The sequence below is a fragment of the Mesorhizobium sp. M7A.F.Ca.US.005.03.1.1 genome (assembly GCF_003997975.1).
In the GTDB taxonomy this organism is placed as follows: domain Bacteria; phylum Pseudomonadota; class Alphaproteobacteria; order Rhizobiales; family Rhizobiaceae; genus Mesorhizobium; species Mesorhizobium ciceri.
In genome coordinates this window covers 1-25,836 of sequence record NZ_RZRO01000042.1, presented here as the reverse complement: position 1 = coordinate 25,836, position 25,836 = coordinate 1, and the positions used below count along the sequence as shown (strand labels likewise).

24 protein-coding genes are annotated in these 25,836 nt (G+C 62.9%); 18 read left to right on the top strand and 6 right to left on the bottom strand.

The features are described from left to right. Positions 1-78 precede the first annotated feature (78 nt). From EN990_RS18325 to EN990_RS18315, 3 genes are all read left to right on the top strand, one after another. Positions 79-1,341, top strand: a complete 1,263-nt coding sequence (locus tag EN990_RS18325; RefSeq protein ID WP_024503841.1) for an OmpP1/FadL family transporter — start codon at positions 79-81, stop codon at positions 1,339-1,341. A 306-nt stretch (positions 1,342-1,647) separates the two neighbouring features. Then, positions 1,648-3,372 carry a dihydroxy-acid dehydratase gene (ilvD, locus tag EN990_RS18320; RefSeq protein WP_024503842.1) on the top strand — a complete coding sequence of 575 codons (1,725 nt, stop codon included), beginning with the start codon at positions 1,648-1,650 and terminating at the stop codon, positions 3,370-3,372. After that, a complete protein-coding gene (locus tag EN990_RS18315) occupies positions 3,359-4,198 on the top strand; it encodes a tetratricopeptide repeat protein (protein WP_013531284.1) in 840 nt (279 codons plus the stop codon). The genes ilvD and EN990_RS18315 overlap by 14 nt, the downstream gene beginning before the upstream one ends. A 49-nt stretch (positions 4,199-4,247) precedes the next feature. On the opposite strand, the gene EN990_RS18310 is transcribed toward EN990_RS18315, so the two are convergent. From EN990_RS18310 to erpA, 4 genes are all read right to left on the bottom strand, one after another. Beyond that, the gene (locus EN990_RS18310) at positions 4,248-4,502 is read right to left on the bottom strand and encodes a hypothetical protein (protein WP_244506831.1); all 255 of its coding nucleotides are present in this window, start codon (positions 4,500-4,502) and stop codon (positions 4,248-4,250) included. Between the two features lie 134 nt (positions 4,503-4,636). Then, complete coding sequence (gene xth / locus EN990_RS18305; RefSeq protein WP_013531286.1) at positions 4,637-5,431, bottom strand: exodeoxyribonuclease III; 795 nt, start codon at positions 5,429-5,431, stop codon at positions 4,637-4,639. 17 nt (positions 5,432-5,448) lie between these two features. Continuing rightward, positions 5,449-5,844, bottom strand: a complete 396-nt coding sequence (locus EN990_RS18300) for a VOC family protein (RefSeq protein WP_013531287.1) — start codon at positions 5,842-5,844, stop codon at positions 5,449-5,451. A 1-nt stretch (position 5,845) separates the two neighbouring features. Next, positions 5,846-6,193 (bottom strand): iron-sulfur cluster insertion protein ErpA, encoded by a 348-nt coding sequence (erpA, locus tag EN990_RS18295; RefSeq protein ID WP_013531288.1) that lies wholly within the window; start codon positions 6,191-6,193, stop codon positions 5,846-5,848. Positions 6,194-6,283: 90 nt separating this feature from the next. On the opposite strand from erpA, the gene EN990_RS18290 reads away from it, so the two are divergent. From EN990_RS18290 to EN990_RS18230, 13 genes are all read left to right on the top strand, one after another. Beyond that, positions 6,284-7,498 (top strand): deoxyguanosinetriphosphate triphosphohydrolase, encoded by a 1,215-nt coding sequence (locus EN990_RS18290; protein ID WP_127371664.1) that lies wholly within the window; start codon positions 6,284-6,286, stop codon positions 7,496-7,498. A gap of 75 nt (positions 7,499-7,573) precedes the next feature. Next, complete coding sequence (gene argS / locus EN990_RS18285) at positions 7,574-9,331, top strand: arginine--tRNA ligase (protein WP_064993663.1); 1,758 nt, start codon at positions 7,574-7,576, stop codon at positions 9,329-9,331. Between the two features lie 103 nt (positions 9,332-9,434). After that, positions 9,435-12,782, top strand: coding sequence for an SPOR domain-containing protein (locus tag EN990_RS18280; RefSeq protein ID WP_127366069.1), 3,348 nt, complete (start codon positions 9,435-9,437; stop codon positions 12,780-12,782). Between the two features lie 132 nt (positions 12,783-12,914). Beyond that, on the top strand, positions 12,915-13,934 hold the full coding sequence (gene nagZ, locus EN990_RS18275) for a beta-N-acetylhexosaminidase (RefSeq protein ID WP_013531292.1): 1,020 nt from the start codon (positions 12,915-12,917) through the stop codon (positions 13,932-13,934). Positions 13,935-13,995: 61 nt separating this feature from the next. Next, on the top strand, positions 13,996-14,796 hold the full coding sequence (locus tag EN990_RS18270; RefSeq protein ID WP_013531293.1) for a ScpA family protein: 801 nt from the start codon (positions 13,996-13,998) through the stop codon (positions 14,794-14,796). Continuing rightward, positions 14,793-15,560, top strand: a complete 768-nt coding sequence (gene scpB / locus EN990_RS18265) for an SMC-Scp complex subunit ScpB (protein ID WP_013531294.1) — start codon at positions 14,793-14,795, stop codon at positions 15,558-15,560. The genes EN990_RS18270 and scpB overlap by 4 nt, the downstream gene beginning before the upstream one ends. Before the next feature lie 170 nt (positions 15,561-15,730). Beyond that, positions 15,731-15,952: a twin-arginine translocase TatA/TatE family subunit gene (locus EN990_RS18260; RefSeq protein WP_013531295.1), complete on the top strand. Its 222-nt coding sequence runs from the start codon at positions 15,731-15,733 to the stop codon at positions 15,950-15,952. Positions 15,953-15,982: 30 nt separating this feature from the next. Continuing rightward, positions 15,983-16,783 carry a Sec-independent protein translocase protein TatB gene (tatB, locus tag EN990_RS18255; protein ID WP_063168118.1) on the top strand — a complete coding sequence of 267 codons (801 nt, stop codon included), beginning with the start codon at positions 15,983-15,985 and terminating at the stop codon, positions 16,781-16,783. After that, positions 16,780-17,646: a twin-arginine translocase subunit TatC gene (gene tatC, locus EN990_RS18250; protein ID WP_013531297.1), complete on the top strand. Its 867-nt coding sequence runs from the start codon at positions 16,780-16,782 to the stop codon at positions 17,644-17,646. Before tatB ends, tatC begins: the two co-directional genes overlap by 4 nt. 345 nt (positions 17,647-17,991) lie before the next feature. Next, on the top strand, positions 17,992-19,296 hold the full coding sequence (gene serS, locus EN990_RS18245; RefSeq protein WP_127367245.1) for a serine--tRNA ligase: 1,305 nt from the start codon (positions 17,992-17,994) through the stop codon (positions 19,294-19,296). Continuing rightward, positions 19,296-20,054, top strand: coding sequence for a 5'/3'-nucleotidase SurE (gene surE, locus EN990_RS18240; RefSeq protein ID WP_024503850.1), 759 nt, complete (start codon positions 19,296-19,298; stop codon positions 20,052-20,054). Before serS ends, surE begins: the two co-directional genes overlap by 1 nt. Next, the gene (locus tag EN990_RS18235) at positions 20,051-20,710 is read left to right on the top strand and encodes a protein-L-isoaspartate(D-aspartate) O-methyltransferase (protein ID WP_027160428.1); all 660 of its coding nucleotides are present in this window, start codon (positions 20,051-20,053) and stop codon (positions 20,708-20,710) included. The genes surE and EN990_RS18235 overlap by 4 nt, the downstream gene beginning before the upstream one ends. A 191-nt stretch (positions 20,711-20,901) precedes the next feature. Further along, entirely contained in the window at positions 20,902-22,404 is a 1,503-nt protein-coding gene (locus EN990_RS18230; protein WP_127367304.1) for a peptidoglycan DD-metalloendopeptidase family protein, read from the top strand. Positions 22,405-22,536: 132 nt separating this feature from the next. Here the strand turns inward: EN990_RS18230 and EN990_RS18225 are convergent, their stop codons facing one another. Continuing rightward, positions 22,537-23,427, bottom strand: a complete 891-nt coding sequence (locus tag EN990_RS18225; RefSeq protein WP_127368532.1) for an NAD-dependent epimerase/dehydratase family protein — start codon at positions 23,425-23,427, stop codon at positions 22,537-22,539. Between the two features lie 113 nt (positions 23,428-23,540). On the opposite strand from EN990_RS18225, the gene EN990_RS18220 reads away from it, so the two are divergent. Continuing rightward, complete coding sequence (locus EN990_RS18220) at positions 23,541-24,362, top strand: AraC family transcriptional regulator (protein ID WP_127368525.1); 822 nt, start codon at positions 23,541-23,543, stop codon at positions 24,360-24,362. Positions 24,363-24,401: 39 nt separating this feature from the next. Here EN990_RS18220 and EN990_RS18215 read toward each other — a convergent pair whose 3' ends face one another. Continuing rightward, the gene (locus tag EN990_RS18215; protein ID WP_024503854.1) at positions 24,402-25,277 is read right to left on the bottom strand and encodes an ATP-binding protein; all 876 of its coding nucleotides are present in this window, start codon (positions 25,275-25,277) and stop codon (positions 24,402-24,404) included. Between the two features lie 277 nt (positions 25,278-25,554). Here EN990_RS18215 and yajC point away from each other — a divergent pair. Then, positions 25,555-25,836: preprotein translocase subunit YajC (gene yajC, locus EN990_RS18210; protein ID WP_127388344.1), on the top strand; the 282-nt coding region annotated here is incomplete at its 3' end.

The window sequence follows — 25,836 nt, the reverse complement described above, 5'->3', positions numbered from 1 at the left end:
CGCCCGCGAATTCGTTGTTGCACCGTTAACCTGAATTGGTTCTAGCTTGGTGCACTCGAATTCGGGGGAGGACATTTCATGACTATTCTGCGACTGAAGGCGCTGCTGGGGGCGGGCTGCTTTTCGCTGGCTTTGATCGGGACGGCGATGAATCCGGCACATGCCGGCGGCCTGGAGCGTGGCGGCTACGATATCGATCTGCTGTTCGATCCTGCCCAAGTCACGGGTGAGGTCTCCGGCACCTATGTGATGCCGCAGCGCGACCTCAAGAACGTGAAGGACACCGACCCGTCCGACGGCCCCCTTAACCTCATGGGTTTCTCCAACAGTGCTCGCGATACCGAAAGCTATTGGGTGCCGAGCGTCGGCATCAAGGCGGGTATGGGCCCCGTCGATTGCCTCGTGGACTATGGCCAGCCGATTGGTGCGTCCAGCAACCCGGGTCGGAATTGGGCCGGCGCGAACAGCAATGTTGAAACCCAGGTGAAGAGCGAGGCTGTGGGTGGAACCTGCTCCTACAAAATGGATCTCGGCAAAGGACAGTTTCGTTTTATCGGCGGCGTGTTCCACGAGAATGTTTCTGGCTTCAAAGAACAATTGGTGGCTCCCATTCCCGGTGCGGGCATAGGGCGGCTTGACCTTGAGGGTGACGGCTGGGGATGGCGAGCCGGCGTTGCGTATGAGATTCCGGATATCGCCCTGCGCGCCAGCTTGGTCTATAATTCGGCGGTCAAGCTCAACAATTTGGACGGAACGCTGGATCTGTCTCAGGTTCCCGCGGCCCTCAATCCTTTAAATCCGTTTTTGGGCAAAGTGACGAATGTTAGTGGTTCCTCGCAGGTTCCGGATTCTGTAGAGCTCAAGCTTCAGTCGGGCATAGCTCCTGGCTGGCTGGCATTCGGATCCATCAAGTGGATGAATTGGAGCGAGCTACAGAGCATTCCGTTTTGTCCCACCGGCACGGCATCCTGCACGACGACCAGCCCATTGCGGCTTACCTCGCTCGATCTACTCTATCGCGATGGCTGGACAGTTTCCGGCGGCGTCGGCCACAAATTCAATGATCAGTGGAGCGGTGCGGCGGTTATCACGTGGGATCGCGGAACGTCGACCGGCCTGAGCGCCCAGACCGATACCTGGACCCTCAGCGGTGGCGTGGCCTACACGCCAACTCAGAACATCGAGGTTCGACTTGGGGGCGCGGTGGGAGTGCTGACCAGTGGATCGATCCATACGGCCGTAAACCCAGATGATGGCCTAACATATGACAATGGCTATACCGCGGACTTCGGCAACGACCTTGTCACGGCACTTTCAACATCATTGAAGGTCAAGTGGTAACGAATTGAAATTGCGCATGAAAGGCCGGGCACTGCCCGGCTTTTTTCGTTTGAGATCGCATTGCCCGCGATTGTCTCATCCAAGCTGCATTGCACGTAATCCAAACCGCTTGCGCCTCCTGCTATTGTGACGTTTTGGCAACACTTTCTGAACAACCCCTGCGGTAGAAGCTGGGCTGAGGAAATTGCCCATTTCCCGCCATAAACCCGGCGCACCTCGATCTTGTCTCGGGACACGCGCCAAAAGGCTCGGCGAGGGGGCAGGCCGCTCCGCCCCATTTGCAGGGAAGATGGGGCAAGGAAGAGTATGGACGCCAAAGTCATCTCCAAGGCTAAGCTCCCTAGCCGCTATGTGACCGTCGGTCCGGCGCGTGCGCCGCATCGTTCCTATCTCTATGCCATGGGTTTGTCGGCGGCCGAGATTGCGCAGCCGCTGGTCGGGGTCGCCTCCTGCTGGAACGAGGCGGCGCCCTGCAACATTTCGCTGATGCGCCAGGCGCAGGTGGTCAAGAAGGGCGTCGCGGCCGCCAGCGGCACGCCGCGCGAATTCTGCACCATCACCGTCACCGATGGCATCGCCATGGGTCACCAGGGCATGAAGTCGTCGTTGGTGTCGCGCGAGGTCATCGCCGATTCGGTCGAGCTCACCATGCGCGGCCATTGCTACGACGCGCTGGTTGGGCTCGCCGGCTGCGACAAGTCGCTGCCCGGCATGATGATGGCCATGGTGCGGCTCAACGTGCCGTCGATCTTCATCTATGGCGGTTCGATCCTGCCCGGCAGCTATCGCGGCCGCCAGATCACCGTGCAGGATGTTTTCGAGGCGGTCGGCCAGCACTCAGTCGGCACGATCAGCGATGACGAACTGCTTGAGATCGAGCAGGTCGCGTGTCCCTCGGCCGGTTCCTGCGGCGCCCAGTTCACCGCCAACACCATGGCGACCGTCGCCGAGGCGATCGGCCTGGCGCTGCCCTATTCCTGCGGCGCGCCGGCGCCCTATGAAATGCGCGACCGGTTCAATTTCGCCTCGGGCGAAAAGATCATGGAGCTGATCGCCAGAAATATCCGGCCGCGCGACATCGTCACGCTGAAGGCGCTGGAGAATGCGGCGACCGTGGTCTCGGCCACCGGCGGTTCGACCAACGCGGCACTGCATCTGCCGGCGATCGCGCACGAGGCCGGCATCAAGTTCGACCTGTTCGACGTGGCCAAGATCTTCGAGAAGACGCCTTACATCGCCGACCTCAAGCCGGGCGGCAAATATGTCGCCAAGGACATGTTCGAGGCCGGCGGCATTCCGCTGCTGATGAAGACCCTGCTCGACCACGGCTATCTGCATGGCGATTGCATGACGGTGACTGGCCGCACTTTGGCCGAAAACATGCAGCACGTTGTCTGGAATGAGCATCAGGATGTGGTCCGCCCGGCCAACAGACCCATTACCCAAACCGGCGGTGTCGTGGGCTTGAAGGGAAACCTGGCCCCCGAAGGCGCGATCGTGAAGGTCGCCGGCATGGCGGAGTTGAAATTCTCCGGTCCGGCCCGCTGCTTCGATTCGGAAGAGGAATGTTTCGAGGCGGTGACCCATCGCAACTACAGGGAGGGCGAGGTTCTCGTCATTCGCTACGAAGGACCGCGCGGCGGCCCCGGCATGCGCGAAATGCTGTCGACGACGGCAGCACTCTACGGCCAGGGCATGGGCGGCAAGGTGGCGCTGATCACCGACGGGCGCTTCTCGGGCGCGACGCGCGGTTTCTGCATCGGCCATGTCGGCCCCGAAGCAGCCGTGGGTGGCCCGATCGGACTGCTCAGGGATGGTGACGTGATCTCGATCGACGCGGTGAACGGCACGATCGATGTGGCGTTGTCCGATAGCGAACTGGCGGCGAGGGCAAAGACATGGAAGGCGCGCGCGACCGATTATCAGTCGGGCGCGATATGGAAATATGCACAGACGGTAGGGCCGGCGCGCGATGGCGCGGTGACCCATCCGGGCGGTGCGAAAGAAACACACTGTTATGCGGACATCTGAGTTGTTGAGGTCGTCTGTCTTTTCGGCACTGGTCGTGGCCGCCACGTTTGGCGCGACCTTTGGCGCCGTCGGCCAGGCCATGGCCTTCGACGACAAGGTGTTCGACGACAAGACCGGGGTGAAGCCGCAATCGAGCCCCTGGGCGGTCTTCCAGTTCGGCTTCTCCGCCTACAAGAACGGCCACAAGGAGCAGGCTGCCGAGGCCTACAAATACGCCGCCGAAAACGGCCAGATCGGCGCCACCTGGAAGCTTGCCCGCATGTATGCCGAGGGCGACGGCGTGGCGCGCGACGACTATGAGGCGTTCAAGTTCTTCTCCGAGATCGTCGACCAGGATGTCGAGCCCGGCTCGCCCGAGGAAAGCTATGTCTCCGATGCGCTGGTGGCGCTTGGCGACTATTTGCGCACGGGCATTCCCGGCAGCCCGGTCACCGAGAACGAGGTGGCGGCCCAGGAATACTACATGCGCGCGGCTGCCAACTACCGTAACCCGAACGCACAGTTCGAGATGGGGCAGATGTTCCTGAAGGGCGAGGGCGGGGTGAAGGCCAGTGTCAAGCAGGCCGGGCGCTGGTTCCAACTCGCCGCCGAGAAAGGCCATGCCGGCGCCCAGGCGACGCTGGGCCATCTGTTGTTCCAGAGCGGCAAGATCGTTCGCGGCCTGGCGATGATGACGGCAGCGCTCGAACGCGCTTCGCCGGCTGACCAGCCCTGGATCCGCGGCATGCAGGAAGAGGCATTTGCCACCGCGGGCGAGGCCGACCGTCGCACCGCCATCTCGCTGGCCGATGATATCCTCACCAAGGGCAACAACGCGGACCAGTAGTTTTGCTGGCGGCTGAACTGCCGATCTCCCCCACGAAGCGGGAGATTGCTCAGTTCGCGATCGGCTCCGTCGGCACCATGCTGGGCGCCGGCGTCGAGATCGGCGTGACATGGGGGTGTGGCGCCAGCGTGTTTTCCGGGCAGCTATCCCCGATCTTCGTCCACGAGGTGTTGTTGAGCACCATATCGCAGCGGGCCAGATGGCTCTGCTCGGCCACCGTCAGGCAGGCGACCTGACCGATCTGGTAGGATTTTCCATTGGCCAGGCATTCCTGGTCGGCAAATGCCGTACCAGGAACGGCCATGGCAAATGCCAGGCCAATGGGACAAAGATGAAATCGTGTGCTCATGGAACCCCAGCCGCCATGCTGGTCTGCAATGAACGGCGCGAAATGTGGCGATATGAGGGTTCAGCGCAGACGGGCCCGGCGAGGTTCTCTCAAGCCGGCTGAAGCGCGAGATCGATCGCCACCGGGACATGGTCGGACGGTTTTTCCCAAGCGCGCACATGCTTTTCGATAGAGGCCGATGAGAATCGGTTGGCGGCTTCCGGCGACAAAAGCAGGTGGTCGATACGGATGCCGTTGTTCTTCTGCCAGGCGCCGGCCTGATAGTCCCAGAACGTATAGGTGTCGCGCGCGTCGGTGACCGCGCGCACCGCCTCGGTGAAACCAAGATTGAGCAGCCGACGGAAGGCCTGTCGCGTCTGCGGCTGGAACAGGGCGTCGCCCAGCCAGTTCTCCGGAAACCGCGCGTCGATCGGCTCGGGAATGACGTTGTAGTCGCCGGCGAGCACCAGAGCCTCCTCAAGTCTCAGCCGTTCTTCGGCCCAGCGCTCAAGCCGCGCCATCCAGGACAGCTTGTAAGGAAACTTCTTCTCGTCATCGATCGGATTGCCGTTCGGCAGATAGAGCGAGGCAACGCGCAAGGCGCCCTTGTCGGTTGAGAAAACGCCTTCGATGAAACGCGCCTGTTCATCGGCATCGTCGCCGGGCAGGCCCCTGATCACCTCGTCGAAGCGCAGCTTCGACAACAGCGCGACGCCGTTGAAACCCTTTTGGCCATGGGTTTCGACATTGTAGCCAAGCGCCTCGATCTCGGCGCGCGGGAACTGCTCGTCGACCGTCTTGATCTCCTGCAGGCAGACGATGTCGGGTGCGCTCTCGGTCAGCCAATGGGTCAGGTTGCCGATGCGGGCGCGGACACCGTTGATGTTCCAGGTGACGATTTTCATGGCGGTCTCGATGCTGTTCAGTTGGGCTCTTGCGGCGGATGGCGTTCGACGAGGCCGATCGTATTGCCAGCCGGGTCCTTTAGGAAGGCCATCCATTCGCTTTCCCCCGCTGGACCGAACTGGCCGTCCGTGTCGCGATGGACAAGCGTTGGCGGCGCGGTGAAGGGCACGCCGGCGGCAGCAGCCGAGGCATGGAACTGATCAAGGCCCGATATGTCGAGATAGACGGTTCCGGCCGGTACGCCGTCGGTGAACAGCAGCCTGATTTCTCCGGCCATGATGAAGGCGATGCCCGGCGGATCGAAGCGTGCATGGACGGCCATGCCGAGCACGTCGCGCCAGAAAGCCAGCGTCACGTCGAGGTCACGGCCAGCCGACAGCGCGATCTGACGGACCGCACCGATGGCAGGCATTCTATATGGAGAAACTCGTGCCGCAGCCGCAGGAGGCGACGGCGTTCGGATTGCGGATCTGGAACGACTGGCCCATCAGATCGTCGACGAAATCGATCACAGATCCGCCCATATAGACCAGCGACAAATCGTCGATCAGCACGGTGGCGCCGTCCTTCTCGATGGCGACGTCGTCGTCGTTGCGCGTATCGACCAGATCGAACTTGTAGGAGAAGCCCGAGCAGCCGCCGCCTTCGACCGAAACGCGCAGCGCCGTCTTGCCGGCTTCGTTCGAGACAATCCTGGCGATCCGCTTGGCGGCGGCCTCGGTCATATCGACTTTCATGGCAGTCTTGGCATCAGCGCCCATGGGCGTCACCTTGCTTTCGGTTTCACATGATAGGTATGAAGCGCGAGGGGCCAAGTCAACCTGGCTAAGTCAAACGCGGCAGCATCAGCCATGACCAGTGAGTTGGGCGACATCGGATTCGGCTATCGGCCACGCGCCGCCTATGCCTGCGATCCGGCAAACTCGCGCGGGCGGCTGTTCGACGAGGTGGAGAGCCCGACCCGCACGCCATTCCAGCGGGACCGTGACCGCATCATCCATTCGACGGCCTTCCGGCGGCTGAAGCACAAGACGCAGGTCTTCATCGCCCATGAAGGCGACCACTATCGCACCCGGCTGACCCATTCGATCGAAGTGGCGCAGATAGCGCGCGCCCTGGCACGGGCGCTGCGCGGCGACGAGGATCTGGCCGAGGCGGTGGCGCTGGTGCATGATTTCGGCCACACGCCCTTCGGCCACACCGGCGAGGACGCGCTCAACGAGAAGATGGCCGCCTGGGGCGGCTTCGACCACAACGCCCAATCGCTGCGCATCGTGACAAGGCTGGAGGCGCGCTACGCCGAATTCGACGGGCTCAACCTGACCTGGGAAACGCTGGAAGGCCTGGTCAAGCACAATGGGCCGCTGACGGATGCCAACGGCAAGGGTCTGAAAGGGCCGGTGCCACAGGCGATCCGTGATTATTCGCAACTGCACGATCTCGAACTCGACCGGTTCGCCGGCATCGAGGCGCAATGCGCGGCGATCGCCGACGATATCGCCTACAACACGCATGACATCGACGACGGGTTGAGGGCAGGACTCTTGACGCTGGACATGCTGGAGACGGTTTCGCTGCCGGGAACGATCCTGAAAGGCGTGCGCGAACGCTATCCCTCCCTCGATGCCGTGCGCACCGGCCACGAACTGATGCGGCGGCAGATAACGGCCATGGTCGAGGACGTGATCAGGTCGACGACCGCCAATCTCGATCGCATCAGGCCGCGGAGCGCCGATGCAGTGAGGGCAGCTGGCGAGACGATGGTGGTTTTCTCGGCCGAAATGGCTGCCCTGGAGAAGGAACTGAAGGCCTTTCTGTACAAGCACCTCTACCGGCACGCGGAGGTTATGAGGGTGCGCGCGGATGCCGAGCAGATCGTCAAGGATCTGTTCGACGCCTATTTCGCCGATCCGCGCGCCATGCCGGATGGCTGGCGCGAGGGGCTGGATCGGGCCGATGATCGCATCAAGGCGCGCAGCGTCGCCGACTTCCTGGCGGGTATGACCGACACCTACGCGCTCAAGGAACACCGGCGTTTGTTTGACCATACGCCTGAATTGGGCTAGGGCGGGCTCGATTTTGCCGGCCAACGAGCCGGATTCGCTGCAAAGCCGCCAGAGCCAGACCCCAGAGTCACACAAATGAACATCTTCGCCGATTTCACCGCGCGAATCATAAAAGCCGTCGAAGCGCTTGATCTGAAAGACAAAGACGGCATTTCGCCTGACCTGTCGCGCATTGCCGTTGAGCCGCCGCGCGACGCCAGCCATGGCGACCTGGCGACCAATGCGGCAATGGTGCTGGCCAAGCCGACCGGCCAGAACCCGCGCGCGCTGGCCGAAAGACTGGCGCAGGCGCTGCGCGACGACAAGGATGTCGCGGCAACAGAGGTGGCCGGCCCCGGTTTCGTCAATCTCAGGCTGAAGGACGGCTTCTGGCAGACACATCTGACCGCACTGCTCGGCGAGGGCCGCAACTATGGCCGCTCGATGGTTGGCGGCGGCAGGAAGACCAATGTCGAATATGTCTCGGCCAATCCGACCGGACCGATGCATGTCGGCCATTGCCGGGGTGCTGTCGTCGGCGATGCACTTGCCAATCTGATGGCCTTCGCCGGTTACGACGTGACCAAGGAATACGTCATCAACGACGCCGGCTCGCAGATCGACGTGCTCGGCCGTTCCGCATTCCTGCGTTACCGCGAAGCGCTGGGTGACGACATCGGCGAGATTCCGGCCGGGCTTTATCCGGGCGATTACCTGGTGCCAGTTGGTCAGGCGCTGGTCGCGGAATTCGGCCGCTCGCTGCTGCAGATGCCCGATGACGAGGCGCTCGCCATCGTCAAGGATCGCACCATCGATGCGATGATGGCGATGATCCGCGAGGACCTGGCGATGCTCAACGTGCATCACGACGTGTTCTTCTCCGAGCGCACGCTGCACGCCGACAATGCCAGGAAGATCCGCTCCGCGATCAACGATCTGACGCTGAAGGGCCATATCTACAAGGGCAAGCTGCCGCCGCCCAAGGGCGAGAAACCCGACGATTGGGAGGACCGCGAGCAGACGCTGTTCCGCTCGACCGCGGTCGGCGACGACATGGACCGGGCGCTGGTCAAGTCGGACGGCTCATTCACCTATTTCGCCGCCGACGTTGCCTATCTCAAGGACAAGGTCGATCGCGGCTTCGTCGACCTGATCTATGTGCTCGGCGCCGACCATGGCGGCTACGTCAAGCGGCTGGAGGCTCTGGCGCGGGCGATTGCCGGCGAAGAGGTCAAGCTCACCGTGCTGCTGTGCAATCTGGTCAAGCTGTTTCGCGAGGGCGAACCGGTGCGCATGTCGAAGCGGTCTGGCGATTTCGTGACGCTGCGCGAAGTGGTGGAGGAGGTGGGCCGCGACGCGATCCGCTTCATGATGCTCTATCGCAAGAACGATGCGCCGCTGGATTTCGATTTCGCCAAGGTGACCGAGCAGTCCAAGGACAATCCGGTGTTCTATGTCCAGTACGCCTCGGCGCGCTGTCATTCGGTGTTCCGGCAGGCGAGCGAGCAACTGGGCGAAGCCAATTTCGACCGCAACAGCCTGGCGTCGGCCGCGGCATTGCTGACCGACGAGGGCGAGATCGGCCTGATCCGCAAGCTTGCCGAATACCCGCGGCTGATCGAGTCCGCCGCCCTTGCGCTCGAGCCGCATCGGCTGGCATTTTACCTCTATGATCTGGCTTCCAGCTTCCACGGGCACTGGAACCGTGGCACGGATAATCCGGACTTACGTTTTGTTAAGGTTAACGACCGACAATTGACGCATGCCAGACTAGGGCTGGTGCAGGCTGTTTCGGACGTTTTGACGTCCGGCCTGACGTTGATCGGGGCCGCCGCGCCCACTGAAATGCGTTAGGTTTGACTAAATAACCTGTCACCTTTTGCCCACATTGCGCTGGTAAGGGCCAACCCTACGCGACGTCCATGGCGTCCGAATGAGTGCGAGTTCGGGAACAATAATGGCAGACAGAACCCAGCTGAGAGTAGCCGACAACAACGACATCGCTGAGGATGATCCGTTCGCGGAACTGACCAGGATCATGGGATTCGACCCGCGCCAGCCGGTCAGGCCGCAATCGCCCGCCCAGCCGCAGGCCCCAGCCGCCGATCGCGGGCTCGAAGAGGGCGATTTCGATATCGATCTCGAGAAAGAAATGATGGGCGAGTTCGGCGCTGACGACAGCGACGCCGCTCCGGTTGTCCAGGCTTATGAGCCGACTTTCGTGCATGAGCCGGCATTCGAAGCGGCTGACGCCAGCGCGATGGACGACGAGCTTTCGGTGTCGCTCGACGACGATTTCGAACTGGACATGGCTGAGATCGACGACCACGTCGCCGGCGCCAGCCATGCGGTCGCCGCTGAAGCCGTGCCGTCCGTCGAGCCCGCTTTCGCGTCCGACATTGGCGATGCCGTCGCCGGTTCGCTCGAGGACGTGTCCCCCTTCGAGGACGATCAGTCGATGGCGGACGAGCTTGCCGCCTCGCTCGACCAGGACCTTCGGATCGATGAGGAAGCCGAAGAGGCCCTGTACAGCGTTGCCGATACGCCCGCTTCTGTCGAGCCGGTTGCCTCCGATGACGAGTTCGACGATGCGGTGGCAATGTCGCTTGAAGACGAGCTGATGCTCGACGACCATTCGGCGGCGGAACAGTCATTCATGGCCGCCGATCCCGTCGAGCATGCCATGCCGGAGCAGGCGGCGGCGCTTGACGGCCAGGCAATCTCCGACGAGAGCTTTGCTGGCCTCGACGATGCCATGGCCGATGTCGACATGGATTTCGACGTTCGCGCGGATGAGCCGATCGCCTTCGACGAGCCGGAAGCGCATGAAGTGCTTGCCGATGCTGCGGACTCAACAAGCGAGATTTCCAGCCCTGAAGGCCTGTCGGACGATGCCTTCGACCTGAACTTTGAAGATTCGTTCGCCGAAACGGTCGAAGAGCCGGTCGCCGAAGTTGCTGCCGCTATGGTCCAGCCGGCGGCGCCAGAAGCCAATGTCGCGCCGGCGGTGCACGCCCCGATTGCGGACGAACGGAGCCTGGAAGACGAGTTGAATGCGCTGCTGGGCGCCATGACTTCCCGCACGGCGCCGGCGGCCAGCGAGCCTGTCACGGCTCAGCCGGCTGTCGCTGCCCCGCCGCCTGTTGCCCAGCCTGCCGAGGAACCGGCCGACCTTGTCGGCGACCTCGACTGGGATCTTGACGAAACCACGCCTGAGCAGAATCGACATGTTGGCACGGCCCAAGCGGCCGACGCGGATATTGACGATCTTATGCTTGATGAACTCCAGGATCCGAACTCGGACACCATTGGCGATGTCGATTTCGACGATGATGCGTTGGACGCGGCTTTGGCCCAGGGCCTTGATCCGCGTGACGAAGCCGCTCCCCGGGACAATTCGGCGGATTCTTTCGATTGGCTTGCGGAGCGTTCCCAACCGACAGAGCCGACGCGTTCGTGGAGCCGCGTGACGCCGGTTCCGCAGCAGCCGTCATTCAGCACGCAGCCTACGTTTAGCGCTCAGCCGGCCGCTTCGGTGGCATCATCCATGGCCGCAGCGCCGGCAGTCGCCGCCACGACGTCCTATGGTTCGTCCGAGCCGGTCGAAACCTTGGCTCCCGCTGCACCAGTATCGGCGCCGCAATCGCGCCAGCCGGCGCGTTACGAAGACATGCCCGATGTCGAGACGGTCGATGTGCCCGAGCGTGTCGTGGCGCTGGCGGACGATCTCGATATCCCCGAACTGCACTTCGAGGAAGACCAGCCGGCGTCGCCTGGCTATGACGATCTCGATGCCGAGTTCTCCAGCCTTCTCTCCGAGATGAACGCGGTGGAGGTCGCTGCCGCTCCCACAGGCAACGCGGCCGGCGCATCTTACGATGATGGCTCCTATGCCGCGGGCTTCAAGCCGGGCTATGACAGCCTCAAGCCGGGCTATGACGGGGTCAAGCCGGGCTATGAGGGGATCAAGTCGGGCTATGAGCCGGAAGCGCGAACCTATGCGGCGCGGCCGATGGAAATGTCTGCCCGCGCGGCGCCGCCTACGGGTTATGCCGACGCCTCGGGCTACGACCTCGACAACCTGCCGGGGAGCCAGCCGGCTTCCCAAGCCGATGATTTCACCGTCGATGAACTCGACTACGATCCCGAACTCGACGAGGAGATGGCTGTTCCGGGTCTCGGCGAGCGTGAGGCCGCAAGGCCGTCGCGCGGACGCGGCCTGTTCATCGCCGCGATTGTCGGCGCGGTCGCGGTCGCGGGCGGTCTCGGTGCCTTTGCGCTGTCCTTTGGCGGCAAGGGCGGCAGCGAAGCGCCCGTCATCGTCAAGGCCGACAACGCGCCGATCAAGGTCAAGCCGGAGAATCCGGGCGGCGCCGTGGTGCCCAACCAGGACAACAAGGTCTACGACGCGGTCAGGGGCGCCAAGCCCGCCGAGCCGGTCCAGGAAAAGCTGGTCACCAACACCGAAGAGCCGGTGGACGTGCAGGCGAAGGACCCGGCCCGCGCCATCGATCTTTCGCCGGACCAGAATGCAGCCGGCGCTGGAACCGATGTCGGCAACGCCGCGCCGATGGCCGGCGCCGCTTTGGCCGACAATACGGCGCCAACTCCCAAGTCCGAGGACCGCATCGCGCAGGTGCTGCAGGATGCAGACAAGGGCACAAATGCCGATGTCGTCGCCATTGCACCGCGCAAGGTGAGGACCATGGTGGTCAAGTCGGACGGTTCGCTGGTGCCGCGTGAAGATCCGGCGGCGCCCGCCGCTCCGCAAGTGGCCGCTACCGAGCCGGTCGATCCGGCGCCGCAGCATGTCGCCCCGGCGGCGCAAGCCGATGCCGACCAGACCGGTACCGTGGCGCCTGCCGCCGCCCAGGCGGACGACGAGCCGGCCCTCAAGCCGGTGGCCAAGCCGAAGGCCGAGGCCAAGGCCCAATCGGCCAACACGCCGGCAAAGGTTCCGCTCGCGCCGCAGCGTCCGTCCGACCAGCCGGTCGATGTCGTCGGCGAGGTCAAGCCCGATCAGGTTGCGTCCATCGATCCGGCATCGACCGCGGCCGGCGGTGGCTCGTGGTCGATGCAGATCGCCTCGCAGCCGACCGTCGAAAGCGCCCAGTCCAGCTATCAGGATCTGCAGCGCCGCTATGGCAGCGTGCTTGCCGGGCGTACCGCCAACATCGTCAAGGCCGAGATCGCCGGCAAAGGCACGTTCTACCGCGTGCGCGTTCCGGCCCAGTCACGCAATGACGCGATCAATTTGTGCACCAGCTACAAGGCCGCCGGCGGCAACTGCTTCGTCTCGCGCTAAAGCCGGAGCCAACCGATTGAAAGCCGGCGCGGTCACCGCGCCGGCTTTTTTCATGGGGAAAGCATATCCGGCGTTGCCGTGGATGAATCCCTGGCGATTCCCTTTGATCGCACAAAGCCCTAAACTGCCGACATGACCGAATCAAAATCCATGATCCTCGGCTGCGCCGGGAAATCGCTCACCCGCGAAGAAATCAATTTCTATCGCAATGAATGCCCGTGGGCCTTCATCCTGTTTGCGCGCAACATCGGCGAGACCGAACAGATCCGCGATCTGGTCGCCGAGATGCGAGACTGCATAGGGCGTCCGGACGCGCTGGTGTTCATCGATCAGGAAGGCGGCCGTGTGCAGCGCTTGCGGCCGCCGCTGGCGCCGAATTATCCCGCCGGCGGCGCGCTGGGCGCGCTGTGGCGCGACGATCATGATGCCGGCGCCCGCGCGGCCTGGCTGATGGCGCGGCTGCATGCTTTCGATCTGTTACGCTACGGCATCACAGCCGATTGCCTGCCGGTGCTCGACGTGCCGATCGAAGGCGCCAGCGATGTCATCGGCGCGCGTGCCTACGGCAAGGACCCGCGACCCGTGATCGAGCTCGGCCGCGCAGCCGCGGAAGGGCTGATATCGGGCGGCGTGCTGCCGGTCATGAAGCATATTCCGGGCCATGGACGTGCCTTTGCCGACACGCATTTTGAACTGCCAGTGGTCAATGCCTCGCTCAGTGATCTGCAGCGGCATGATTTCGCCCCGTTCAAGGAGCTTAGCCATCTGCCGATGGCGATGACTGCGCATGTCGTCTACAGCGCGATCGACCCTAACAATCCGGCGACCACCTCCGGCAAGGTCATCGACGAGATCATCCGGCGCGAAATCGGCTTCGACGGACTGCTGATGAGCGACGACACATCGATGAAGGCACTTTCTGGGGATTTCCCGACAAAGGCGGCCTCGATCCTTGCGGCGGGCTGCGATCTGGTCCTTCACTGCAACGGCGTTTTCGAGGAGATGGCCGGCATCGCATCGCGCACCACTGGGCTTGAGGGCACGTCGCTGGAGCGCGCCAAGCGGGCGCTGACCTATATAAAGGACCGTGACACGGTCGAAGAAACCGAAATACGCGCCGAATTCGCCACCTACTTCGATGCGGTGGCATAGCAAGGGAAAGTGACAGGCAGTGGCGGAGACATTGGAAAGCAAGGCCGCGAAGGCCGCACCGATGGACCGTCTGTGGGCCGAAAATGACGATTCACGCGTCACCGGCGACCCGTCGCTGGTCGTCGACGTGGCCGGCTTCGAAGGTCCGCTCGATCTTCTGCTGCATCTTGCCCGCACCCAGAAAGTCGATCTGGCGCGCATTTCGATCCTGGCGCTGGTCGAGCAATATCTGACCTTTGTCGAGACGGCGAGGGCGCTCAGGCTGGAGCTTGCCGCCGACTATCTGGTGATGGCGGCATGGCTGGCCTTCCTCAAGTCCAAGCTCCTGATCCCCAAGCAGCCAGGCGACGAGGGCGAAAGCGGCGAGGAACTGGCGGCGGTGCTGCAGTTCCGACTGAAGCGGCTGGAAGCCATGCGCGACGCCTCGGCGCGTCTGGTCAACCGCAACCGGCTCGGCCGCGACGTGTTCGCGCGCGGCATGCCGGAAATGGTCATCATCGAAAAGCGCAACGCCTATTCTGCCTCGCTCTACGATCTCTTGACCGCCTATGCCCAGCAGCGCCAGAAGCAGGCGATCAACAATGTGACCATCGCCAGGCGCGGTGTCTGGTCGCTCAAGGACGCGCGCGACATCCTGACCCGCCTTGTGGGAGCCGTGAGCGACTGGACGACGATGGAGAGTTTTCTGATCGCGTACATGACCAGTCCCGAGGAGCGGCGCACGGCGATCGCGAGCTCGTTCGCTGCCACGCTGGAACTGGTGCGCGAAGGCAAGATGGATGTGCGGCAGGATCAGACGTTCGCGCCGATCTACCTGCGCGGCCGAACGCAGACAATCAAGGCAGTCGAGGTGGCATCATGAGCGAACGCGCCAACGCTTCGGTTGTCCCGTTCAAAGTCGGCGATGAACCCGAAGAGGGCCCGCTTTCCCAGGATCCGGCCGAGCAGCAGCTACAAAACCCGGCCGAGCGACTGCATCTGGCCGAGGCTGTGCGCATGGCCGAGGCGATCGTGTTCGCCAGCGCCGAACCCGTCAGCGAAAAGCAGCTTGCGGCACGCCTGCCGGACGGCATCAACATCGCCCTGGCCATGGCCGAACTGCAGCAGATCTATGCGCGACGCGGCGTCAATCTGGTGCGTGTCGGCGATGCCTGGGCGTTCCGCACCGCCGGCGACCTGGCTTTCCTGATGAGCAGGGATACCGTCCAGCAAAGGAAGCTCTCCCGCGCGGCCCTCGAAGTGCTGGCGATCATCGCCTATCACCAGCCGGTGACGCGTGCCGAGATCGAGGACATCCGCGGCGTCGAAACCTCGAAAGGCACGCTCGACACGCTGCTGGAAACGGAATGGGTGCGCATGCGCGGTCGGCGAAAGACACCCGGACGCCCGGTCACCTACGGCACCACGGAGACCTTCCTCGACCATTTCGCGCTGGAAGAGATCCGCGATCTTCCCGGCATGGAGGAACTGAAGGGGGCCGGCCTGCTTTCGGGCCGCATGCCGTCGAATTTCTCCATTCCGCAGCCGCCGGCCGATCCCGATGCATTGACCGACGACGAGGATGCGCTGACCGATATCGATCTCGAGGAACTCGGCCTGCTGACGCCGCGCGTCACGGAAGATTGACTGGCGTTGGCGGCCGATCTGTCGAGGATGCGCGGATTCGTAGCGGGGCCGCCACGTCGAAAATGCGTGACATCCGCCACCCTTTCATAAACTCTGTCGCAGTTGTGTTTGAATCCCAACGCGAAAACGCATAGATCATCGCCAGGGAAAACATTCGAGAGAGATTTGCTATGGGTTCATTTTCGATTTGGCACTGGATGATCGTGCTGGTGATCGTGCTTTTGGTGTTCGGCCGCGGCAAGATTCCCGAGCTGATGGGCGACATGGCCAAGGGCATCAAGAGCTTCAAGAAGGGCATGGCCGACGACGACGTTGCCGAAGACAAGCGCACCGTCGAACATCGTGCCGACGAGACCGTTGCGGCCGCGAAGGAAAAGGCCAGCAAGAGCTGAGCCCAAAGGTTCTAGTCGGAACAGAGTGTCATGTTTGAAGTCGGCTGGACCGAAATGCTGGTCATCGCGATCGTCATGATCGTGGTCGTCGGGCCCAAGGATTTGCCCAATATGCTGCGCACCTTCGGCCGCACGACGGCGAAGCTGCGCGCCATGGCATCCGATTTCCAGAAACAGTTCAACGAGGCGCTGAAGGAAGCCGAGCTCGACGACGTCAAGAAGTCCGTCGACGAGCTCAGGGGCATGAGCCCGATGGCCGAGATCAGGAAGCAGCTCAATCCGTTCGAACAGGCCGCGGCCGACGTTCGCTCCGGCGTCGACGCGGCGATGAAGCCGAAGCCGGCAGCCGATCCGGCAACGCCAGCCGCTTCGACCCCGCAGGCGGCCGAGCCGCTGAAGAACGGTGCAACGACCATGCCCGGCGTCAACGGACCGGAAGCAGCGCCGGCAGCGCCGATTTTCCCGGCGATGACCGACGAATCGGTGGTGACGTCATCGGTGCCGACGACACCCGTCGTGGCGCCGAAGGCGTCCACGGCGAAGAAGGCAGCCAAGCCTGCACCGTCAAGGGCGACGCCGGCTATAAAGGCTTCGGCAAATGGCGCTAAAGCTCCTGCAAAAACGGTCACCGCTAAGGCCACGCCTGCGCCCAAGGTGCCAGCGAAGCCGGTGACGGCGGCAATGCCTGAAACGCCCAGGGCCAAGACGCCCGCTGCGGCCAAGGTGATCGCGTCCAAGACCGTAGCGACCAAGACGGGGGCGAAAATCGAACCGAAACCTGCTGCGGCCAAGAAGCCGGCGGCCAAGAAGACGGCTGGAGCCGCCAAGTGAGCGTTTCGGACACCGAAAAGGACGAGATCGAGAAATCGTCGGCGCCGCTGATGGAGCATCTGATCGAGCTGCGCCGGCGGCTGATCTGGTCGCTGGGCGGTTTCTTCGTTGCCTTCCTGGTCTGTTTCTTCTTCGCCAAGAAGCTGTTCAACCTTCTGGTCGTCCCGTTCAAATGGGCGACGCAGTGGGCAGGCCTCGATCCGCACAAGGTCGAGCTGATCTACACGGCGCCGCAGGAATTCTTCTTCACGCAGGTCAAGCTCGCCATGTTCGGCGGCATGGTGATCGCCTTTCCGCTGATCGCCACGCAGATCTACAAATTCATCGCGCCCGGCCTCTACAAGAACGAGCGCAACGCCTTCCTGCCGTTCCTGATCGCGTCGCCAATCCTGTTCCTGATGGGTGCGTCGCTGGTCTATTTCTTCTTCACGCCGATGGTGATGTGGTTCTTCCTCGCCATGCAGCAGGCCGGCACCGACGATCAGGTGCAGATTTCGCTGCTGCCAAAGGTGTCGGAATATCTCAGCCTGATCATGACGCTGATCTTCTCCTTCGGCCTGGTGTTCCAACTGCCGGTGGTGACCAGCCTGATGACACGCGTCGGCATGCTGTCGTCCAAGGGGCTGGCCGAGAAGCGCAAATGGGCGATCGTCATCGCCTTCGTCGTCGCGGCGGTGCTGACGCCGCCCGATCCGATGAGCCAGATCGGCCTCGCCATTCCGACCATCCTTCTGTACGAGGTCTCCATCTGGGCTGCCCGGCTGATCGAGCGCGATCAGGAAAAGCAGCGCGTGGCACGCGAGAAGCAGGACGCGGCGGAAGAGGTCGCCGAGAAGAAGCCGGCGGACGCGTCCTCCACCTGAACGGCGCCGCCGCGTCTGGCCAGCCTCGATAGGAATTTTTTCTTGACCTGGTGAGGGCAGCTATGCTATGATTCTCGGTATGGTGCCGACTTGCGCCAGCGACCCGCCGTAGAGGCGGGTTTTTCATTTCAGGCTCTCCTCCGCCCTCAGCCGAAAGCGCGTCAAAGCGTGATCGCATGCTTGCGTTCCCCATGCCCCATCTTGCATCGATCGAGGATGCGGTTTACGCCCTCTGGCTGAAACGCATCGCACTGAAAGCGATGCGTTTCACTTTTGTTTGAAGCATGTCGTTGTCCCAAACCGCTGCGCACTTTGGGCGACATGCTACCCCGGAGCGTTCAAACCATGCTTGACATCAAATGGATTCGCGACAACCCGAAGGCCCTTGTCGAGGCGCTGGTGAAGCGCTCGTGGTCGGCTGACGAGGCGCAGTCCACGGTCGGCGGGCTGATCGCCTCGGACGAGGCGCGGCGCGAACACGTTACCGAGCTACAGACCAAGCAGGAGCGCCGCAATGCCGCGTCGAAGGAGATCGGCAACGCCATGCGTTCGGGCGATGCCGCCCTGGCCGAGACGCTGAAAGCCGAAGTCGGCGAGATCAAGGTCTTCATCCAGAACGGCGAGGCGCGCGAACGCGAGCTCGACAAGGCGCTGAACGATGCGCTGGCGGTGCTGCCCAACGTACCGTTCGACGACGTGCCTGTCGGCAAGGACGAGCACGACAATGTCGTCAAGCACATCGTCGGCAAGGTACCGACGCGGCCGAACTGGGTGAAGGAGCACTTTGAGATCGGCGAAGCGCTCGGCATGATGGATTTCGAGCGCGCGGCAAAGCTGTCGGGCTCGCGCTTTACGGTGCTGAAAAGCGGACTGGCGCGGATGGAGCGCGCGCTCGGCCAGTTCATGCTGGACCTGCATACGACCGAACACGGCTACGAAGAAGTGATCCCGCCGTTGATGGTCAAGGATAATGTTTTGTTCGGCACCAACCAATTGCCGAAGTTCGAGGAAGATCTGTTCTTCACGCCGCACGGGGAGGGCAGGCTTGGCCTGATCCCCACCGCCGAAGTCCCGCTCACCAACCTGGTGCGGGAAGAGATCACCGCGCATGAAAAACTGCCGCTGCGCTACACCGCGCTGACGCCGTGCTTCCGTTCGGAAGCGGGTTCGGCCGGGCGCGACACGCGCGGCATGCTGCGCCAGCATCAGTTCTACAAGGTCGAGCTGGTGTCGATCACCGATCAGGAATCGTCACTTGCCGAGCATGAGCGGATGACGCAATGCGCCGAGGAAGTGCTGAAACGGCTCGGCCTGCCGTTCCGCACCATGACGCTGTGCACCGGCGACATGGGTTTTGGCGCACGCAAGACCTATGACATCGAGGTCTGGCTGCCCGGCCAGAACGCCTATCGCGAAATCTCGTCCTGCTCGGTGTGCGGCGATTTCCAGGCACGCCGCATGGACGCCCGCTACAAGGACAAGGACGGCAAGGGCAACCGCTTCGTCCACACGCTCAACGGCTCGGGCACAGCCGTCGGCCGCGCGCTCATCGCCGTCATCGAAAACTACCAGAACGAGGATGGCAGCGTAACCATTCCTGAAGTGCTGCGGCCTTACATGGGCGGTCTGGAAAAGATCGAAGCGAAATAATGCGTATCCTCCTGACCAATGACGACGGCATTCATGCCGAGGGCCTGGCGTCGCTCGAACGCGTCGCACGTACGCTGTCCGACGATGTCTGGGTGGTGGCGCCCGAGCAGGACCAGTCCGGCTATGCGCATTCGCTGTCGATCTCGGAGCCGCTGCGGCTGCGCAAGATTGGCGAGAAGCATTTTGCCGTGCGCGGCACGCCGACCGATTGCGTCATCATGGGCGTCAAGAAGATCCTGCCTGGCGCACCCGACCTGATCCTGTCCGGCATCAATTCGGGCGCCAACATCGCCGACGATGTCACCTATTCCGGCACCGTCGCCGGCGCCATGGAGGGCGCGCTGCTCGGCATTCGCTCGATCGCGCTCAGCCAGGGGTACAGCTATGTCGGCGAAGATCGCGTCGTGCCCTACGAGACGACGGAGGCGCTGGCGCCGGCGCTGCTGAAGAAACTTGTCGCGACGCCATTGCCGGACGGCGTGCTGCTCAACGTCAATTTTCCCAACTGCACGCCCGAGGAAGTCGCAGGCACGGTGGTCACCTCGCAGGGCAAGCTCGTGCACTCCCTGTGGGTCGACGAGCGCCGTGACGGGCGCGGCCTGCCTTACTACTGGCTGCGTTTCGGCCGCGAGCCGGTCGAAGGCAAGCAAGGCACCGACCTCTACGCCTTGCGCAACCGGCTGGTGTCGGTGACGCCGCTGCAGCTCGACCTTACCGCCCATGAAATCCGTGACCAACTGAGCAAGGCGCTCGCATGAACCAGGGCCTCCCGATCGACGACCGCGAAGGTTTTGCCGCCTTTCTGCTGCGTCTGCGCGGCCGGGGGACTGTGCCGAAGGCGCTGATCGCGGCCTTCGAGGCGACGCCGCGGCGCGGCTTCCTGGCGGCCCAGTTCCATCAGATCGCCTGGTCGGACCGCATGCTGCCGATCGAATGCGGCGAGGCGATCGAAGGCGCCGACATGCAGGCGGCGGTGATCGCCGCACTCACCATCGAGCAGGGCAACCGCGTGCTCGAGATCGGCACCGGCTCGGGCTACACCTCGGCGGTGATGTCGCGGCTGGCCGCTCGGGTCATCACCACCGATCGCTACAAGACGCTCGCCGAGCAGGCGCGGCAGCGCTTCGAGGCGCTCGGCATCGGCAATGTGATCGTGCGCCACGCCGATGGTTCCGGCGGGCTGCCGAATGAAGGGCCATTTGACCGCATCGTCGCCTGGGCTGCCTTCGACAGCCTGCCGCGTTTCCTGCTCGACCAGTTGTCGAGCGGCGGTATCGTCATCGCTCCGATCGGCCCCGAAGAGGGCGAACAGGTGCTGGCCAAGCTGACCAAGGTCGGCAGCCGCTTCGAGCGCGAAGACATCGGCCTCGTTCGCCTGCAGCCGATCCTGCGCGGTGTTGCCGCTATTATCTAGCGCGGATGTCGATGTTCGGCCGCGTCGTGCGCCCGTCTTCGACCCCGGCTGGCCTGACCCGAAATCTTCGCACGGCTCGCTCTCTAATATTTTAAGAAAAATTGCGTCGGATTCCATGAGGTTAACCGTCGAGTAACATTAACGCGCTTTAATCATGCCTAGTTTGTACCGGGTATGTGCGGGTTAGTGCGATGCAACTCAGTGTTTTGAAGACAAACGGTCGCAATCTGGCGCGAGGCTGCGCCATTCTGATGGTCGCGGGTGCTGCTGCGGGGTGCAGTTCCCAGGTTTCGCGGTTCAATGGCGTCGACGACGTCTTTACATCCTCGACCAACAATCAGCGCGCCATCATCAACAAGCAGGATGCCGTACAGCAGCCCTATCCGGGCGATGTCGCCGCCGCTCCGATCGATGGCAGCCATACACAATCGGTCAGCCGCTCCAGCCTCGAGCCGGTCTCGACGCGGCCGCTGCCGCCGCCCGTTGCCCAAGCGCAGCAGGCGCCGGCATCGAAGCCGGTGCGCACCGCATTGGCCCCGGCACCGCATGTCGACAGGACCACGACCGGCACCGTCGCTCCGGCGGCGTCGCCTTTCAAGGTTTCGCAACCTGACGAACCCCGCGTGGCTGCTTCCGGCACTCCGCATGCAACCGAGATCGTCGTCAGGGACGGCGAAACGATCGGCGGCCTGGCGCAGCGCTACAAGGTGCCGTCCGACGTGATCATGAAGGTCAACGGGCTGAGCGCGACCAAGGGGCTAAAGACCGGCCAGAAGCTGGTCATCCCGGCCTATGCCTATTCCAGCAAGAGCGAGGCGAAGGTCGCGGATGCCAAGCCGGCGAAAGACGGCAAGCACAACCTGCCGGCCACTGCGCCGGACAAGGTCGCCGTTCTGCCGCAGCAGCCGAAGCCTAAGGAAGGCAAGTCCGCCGCTCAGGTCGACGCGTCGGCCGCAGCAAACCAGCCCAAGGAGCCCAAGCCGCAGGTTGCCAAGACGACCGGCGCTGCTGGGACCTACACGGTCCAGTCGGGCGACACGATGTCTTCGATTGCCAGGAAGACCGGCGTCGGCGTCGTTGCCCTAAAGCAGGCCAACGGGATGAAGGACGGACTGCTCAAGATCGGCCAGACCCTGAAGGTGCCGGCCGGCGGAACCGCGACCGTCGCCGCTGCCAAGCCGGCCAAGGTCGATCCGGTGACGACGGCCACCACGCAGCCCGCGGCAAAGACCACGCCGTCTGAAACGCTGGCGTCCTACACGCCGCCGAAAAAGGATTCGAAGGTCATCCAGCAGGCCGAGGCCGACGATGCCGTCGCGCCTGATGCCACCGGCATCGGCAAGATGCGCTGGCCGGTGCGCGGCCGCGTGATTTCCGGTTTCGGCTCGGGCAAGGACGGCGTCGATATCGCCGTGCCGACGGGCACACCGGTCAAGGCGGCCGAGAACGGTGTCGTCATCTATGCCGGCGACGGCCTCAAGGAATTCGGCAACACGGTGCTGGTGCGCCACGAGAACGGCCTGGTCACCGTCTACGGCCATGCCAGCTCGATCGAGGTGCAGCGCGGCCAGAAGGTCAAGCGCGGCCAGGAGATCGCGCTGTCGGGCATGAGCGGCACGACGGACTCGCCGAAGCTGCACTTCGAAGTGCGCAAGAATTCGGCGCCAGTCGATCCCTCCGGTTATCTCGAATAGTCGGGGCTGTTTCGAATAGAAGAAAAAAAGCAATTTGCGGGCCGTCTGACCTCCAGTCCGGCCCGCCGGCTCAGCCCGTTCCGAAAGGAGCGGGCTTTTTCAGTTCCGGTGCGACGCGCCAGTCTTCAAGCTTCAAAGATGGTCGCGCAGAGTGTCGGCGATCATGACGCCAAGGCTGCTGGCCTTGACGCCGAGAAGCGTCTCCGCGTCGGAGGAATCGACCAGCAAGGGTTTGTCGAAGAGATAGCTCATCTCGATAAGCTCATGCATGCCCAATGCTTCCACTTCGGAGATGGAATAGGAGCGTGTTTCTGGAATTTCACGGTGAAGCATTGCCGCGGTCGCCCGGATGAGTTCCCGGGATGGGGCGTGTTGCGATGGAACATGGAACGCCCGTCCCCATTCGCCCGTGTAGCGCGAGGCAGCGACCAGTGTCCTGGCCACGTCCTTCGTGAAGGACCAGGCGTGAGTTGCGTCGAGGTCGCCAATGAAAGCCGTCGGTTTCCCCTCGAGTATGGAGGGCAGCGCGACCAGTGAGAAAGAGCTGATCGCGCCATGTCCAAGATAATCGCTGGACCGCACTTCGACGGCCGGCACGTCCGCACGGACCGCCCGCTGCCACATGATCGTCCGGGCGGTTCCTTTCTTCGAAGTCGGATCCAGAGACAGGTCGGAGTGAAGCGGGCTTTCGGCATCTTTGCCATAGCCATAGAGATTTCCGAGCACCACAAGCTTCGCGCCGACCGCTTCGGCAGCCCGCACGGTGCCGTCGATGATTGGGAAGAAGTCGGTCGGCCAGCGGTGATAGGCGGCCATGGCGCACATGAAGATCGCGTCGGCGTTTCGGCTGATACGCGCCAGTTCCGCGGCATTGGTGGCGTCGGAGTGCACGGTCCGGACGTTTTGCAGCGCGTTCGAACCGACACTCCGGCTCGTCAAGACAACATCATGGCCTTCTTCGCCCAGAAGCCGCGCGGTCTCGCGACCAACCGGGCCTGCTCCCACAACAACATAGAAACTCATGGCATAACCTCTCATCCAAGTTTTATGGAGAGGCGTAGGTACATAGCCACGGCATTGAAAATCGCGCGGGAATTGCCAAGTCTTGAACAGGTTTTGCCATGAATCGAGAAAGCATGCTCTCGCAAGTCGCCCCGGCCCGATCCCCGTCCGACGTAACATTGGCCTCCCGGCATGTCGAAGCCGGGGTCCATCGTCTGCTCCGGGCGCCACACCATCGCATCATGGTGCATGCAAGTGCCGCGACGCGCTCCTACTGCCATGAGGTTCGACGATATTTCGTCAGGCGCGCCGGCGATATCGACCTGGTGCCCGCCGGTCAGGAGGGTGGGTTCGAGGCTGAGACCCCGTTCGACACGATCGAGATCGCGTTACAACCGGCCTTGATGGAAAGGGTGGCAGCCGAACTTGGCGGCAAGGCGCGCGCATTGCCGCTCGGCACACGTCACCTGCTTCGTGACCAGCGCATCGAACACCTCGCGCGAGCACTGGAGAGCGATCTCAATGCGAAGTCGCCGAGCGGGTCGTTGTTTGCCGACAGCATCGGCGCCGCGCTCGCTGTGAGGCTGCTTGGCCTCGGTGAACCTGATATCGATCGCGCGAGCCGGCTGTCGGATACTCAGCTCAAGCGCGTGCTGGAGCATATCGAGGTTGCGCTGCACGAACCCCTGTCGATCCATCGACTGAGCCGGGTTGCCGGCGCCAGCAGTTCGCACTTGCGGACATGGTTCAAGGCGGCGACGGGCTTCACCCTGCACCGCTACGTGCTACGGCGTCGCGTCGAACGCGCACGCGTCCTGCTGCAGCAAGGCGATCTCAGCACAAGCGAGGTGGCGGAATTGACGGGCTTCGCGCACCAGTCACATCTGGCGCATTGGATGCGGCGTGAGATCGGCCAAACGCCGCGTGATTTGCGGCGGTCGCAGCCGCCCAAATGATCTTGTCATCGGATGGCGTTGGCGACGCTATCCAACGCATCAGTCCTTCAGCGGTTTGCCGAGCCGGCCAGCCAAATCCTGGGTGAACTGCCAGGCGACGCGGCCCGAGCGGCTGCCGCGCGTCGTCGCCCATTCCAATGCTTCGGCGCGCAGCGTGTCGGGATCGATTGTCAGCCCGTGATGGCGGACATAGCCGTCGATCATGTCGAGATACTCGTCCTGCGAACATTTGTGGAAACCGAGCCACAGCCCGAAGCGGTCGGACAGCGACACCTTTTCCTCGACCGCTTCGGACGGGTTGATCGCGGTCGAGCGTTCATTGTCGATCATGTCGCGGGGCAACAGATGGCGGCGGTTCGAGGTGGCGTAGAAGATGACATTGGCTGGACGGCCCTCGACGCCGCCTTCGAGCGCTGCCTTGAGCGATTTGTAGGAGGTGTCGTCATGGTCGAAGGAGAGGTCGTCGCAAAACAGGATGAAGCGGAAGGGCGCCGCCTTCAGCAGACCCATCAGCTTCGGCAGCGTGTCGATGTCCTCGCGGTGGATCTCGATCAGCTTCAACGGCAGGTCGGACCTGGCCTTGGCGTTGATTTCCGCATGCACGGCCTTGACCAGCGACGATTTGCCCATGCCGCGCGCGCCCCACAACAACACATTGTTGGCCGGGTAGCCGGCAGCGAAGCGTTCGGTGTTGTCGACAAGGATGTCGCGGACGCGGTCGACGCCACGGATCAGTCCGATGTCGACGCGGTTAACCCTGTGCACCGGTTCCAGATAGCCCGGATCGGCCTGCCAAACGAAGCAATCGGCCTCGCGGAGGTCGGTTTGGGGCACCGGCGGCGGGGCAAGGCGGCTCACCGCTTCGATCAGCCGGTCGAGTTTCTGGTTCAGGGCCTCAATGCTGCTGTCGGTCATGTCTGTCTTTTGTTTTCGCGTTTTTGATGTCTTGGGGCGTGAAGCTGCCCGATTTCGCCTGATACAAAACCGGTTGCAACCTTTTGTTCGAGCATAATTTTTTGCGGAAACCGGCTCGCGCTTTTTGCGATCCTGCTCTAACACGGCTCAACAGGCCGGAAAAGCAGCCGATTTGGCCGGCCGCGCAGTTGCATTGACAACTTTACCGACTATATTCCGGCCAAATTTCAAGGGGCCGCCAAATTGGCGGCTGTTTTCAAAATTCAGGAGTACCTCGATGTTCGTGACACCGGCATACGCCCAAGGCGTCGGCGCTTCTCCCGATATGTTCCAGTTCATCAATATTTTGCCGTTTGTCCTGATTTTCGTGATCATGTATTTTCTGATCATCCGGCCGCAGCGCACGCAGCTGAAGAAGCGCGGCGAGATGCTGGCCGCGGTCCGTCGCGGCGACACGGTCGTCACCGGCGGCGGCTTCGTCGGCAAGGTGACCAAGGTGATCGACGACAACGAGCTCGAGGTCGACCTCGGCAATGGCTTGAAGGTGACGGCGCTGCGC

What these genes read in the sequence shown, in the direction of transcription:
- EN990_RS18280 (WP_127366069.1), top strand. Translation starts at nt 9,435, where the DNA reads ATGGCAGACAGAACCCAGCTGAGAGTAGCCGACAACAACGACATCGCT.
- ilvD (WP_024503842.1), top strand. Translation starts at nt 1,648, where the DNA reads ATGGACGCCAAAGTCATCTCCAAGGCTAAGCTCCCTAGCCGCTATGTG.
- nagZ (WP_013531292.1), top strand. Translation starts at nt 12,915, where the DNA reads ATGACCGAATCAAAATCCATGATCCTCGGCTGCGCCGGGAAATCGCTC.
- EN990_RS18260 (WP_013531295.1), top strand. Translation starts at nt 15,731, where the DNA reads ATGGGTTCATTTTCGATTTGGCACTGGATGATCGTGCTGGTGATCGTG.
- argS (WP_064993663.1), top strand. Translation starts at nt 7,574, where the DNA reads ATGAACATCTTCGCCGATTTCACCGCGCGAATCATAAAAGCCGTCGAA.
- EN990_RS18225 (WP_127368532.1), bottom strand. Translation starts at nt 23,427, where the DNA reads ATGAGTTTCTATGTTGTTGTGGGAGCAGGCCCGGTTGGTCGCGAGACC.
- erpA (WP_013531288.1), bottom strand. Translation starts at nt 6,193, where the DNA reads ATGGGCGCTGATGCCAAGACTGCCATGAAAGTCGATATGACCGAGGCC.
- EN990_RS18220 (WP_127368525.1), top strand. Translation starts at nt 23,541, where the DNA reads ATGCTCTCGCAAGTCGCCCCGGCCCGATCCCCGTCCGACGTAACATTG.
- scpB (WP_013531294.1), top strand. Translation starts at nt 14,793, where the DNA reads ATGAGCGAACGCGCCAACGCTTCGGTTGTCCCGTTCAAAGTCGGCGAT.
- EN990_RS18230 (WP_127367304.1), top strand. Translation starts at nt 20,902, where the DNA reads ATGCAACTCAGTGTTTTGAAGACAAACGGTCGCAATCTGGCGCGAGGC.
- EN990_RS18290 (WP_127371664.1), top strand. Translation starts at nt 6,284, where the DNA reads ATGACCAGTGAGTTGGGCGACATCGGATTCGGCTATCGGCCACGCGCC.
- EN990_RS18310 (WP_244506831.1), bottom strand. Translation starts at nt 4,502, where the DNA reads ATGGCCGTTCCTGGTACGGCATTTGCCGACCAGGAATGCCTGGCCAAT.
- xth (WP_013531286.1), bottom strand. Translation starts at nt 5,431, where the DNA reads ATGAAAATCGTCACCTGGAACATCAACGGTGTCCGCGCCCGCATCGGC.
- EN990_RS18235 (WP_027160428.1), top strand. Translation starts at nt 20,051, where the DNA reads ATGAACCAGGGCCTCCCGATCGACGACCGCGAAGGTTTTGCCGCCTTT.
- EN990_RS18215 (WP_024503854.1), bottom strand. Translation starts at nt 25,277, where the DNA reads ATGACCGACAGCAGCATTGAGGCCCTGAACCAGAAACTCGACCGGCTG.
- EN990_RS18270 (WP_013531293.1), top strand. Translation starts at nt 13,996, where the DNA reads ATGGACCGTCTGTGGGCCGAAAATGACGATTCACGCGTCACCGGCGAC.
- EN990_RS18300 (WP_013531287.1), bottom strand. Translation starts at nt 5,844, where the DNA reads ATGCCTGCCATCGGTGCGGTCCGTCAGATCGCGCTGTCGGCTGGCCGT.
- tatB (WP_063168118.1), top strand. Translation starts at nt 15,983, where the DNA reads ATGTTTGAAGTCGGCTGGACCGAAATGCTGGTCATCGCGATCGTCATG.
- surE (WP_024503850.1), top strand. Translation starts at nt 19,296, where the DNA reads ATGCGTATCCTCCTGACCAATGACGACGGCATTCATGCCGAGGGCCTG.
- EN990_RS18315 (WP_013531284.1), top strand. Translation starts at nt 3,359, where the DNA reads ATGCGGACATCTGAGTTGTTGAGGTCGTCTGTCTTTTCGGCACTGGTC.
- EN990_RS18325 (WP_024503841.1), top strand. Translation starts at nt 79, where the DNA reads ATGACTATTCTGCGACTGAAGGCGCTGCTGGGGGCGGGCTGCTTTTCG.
- serS (WP_127367245.1), top strand. Translation starts at nt 17,992, where the DNA reads ATGCTTGACATCAAATGGATTCGCGACAACCCGAAGGCCCTTGTCGAG.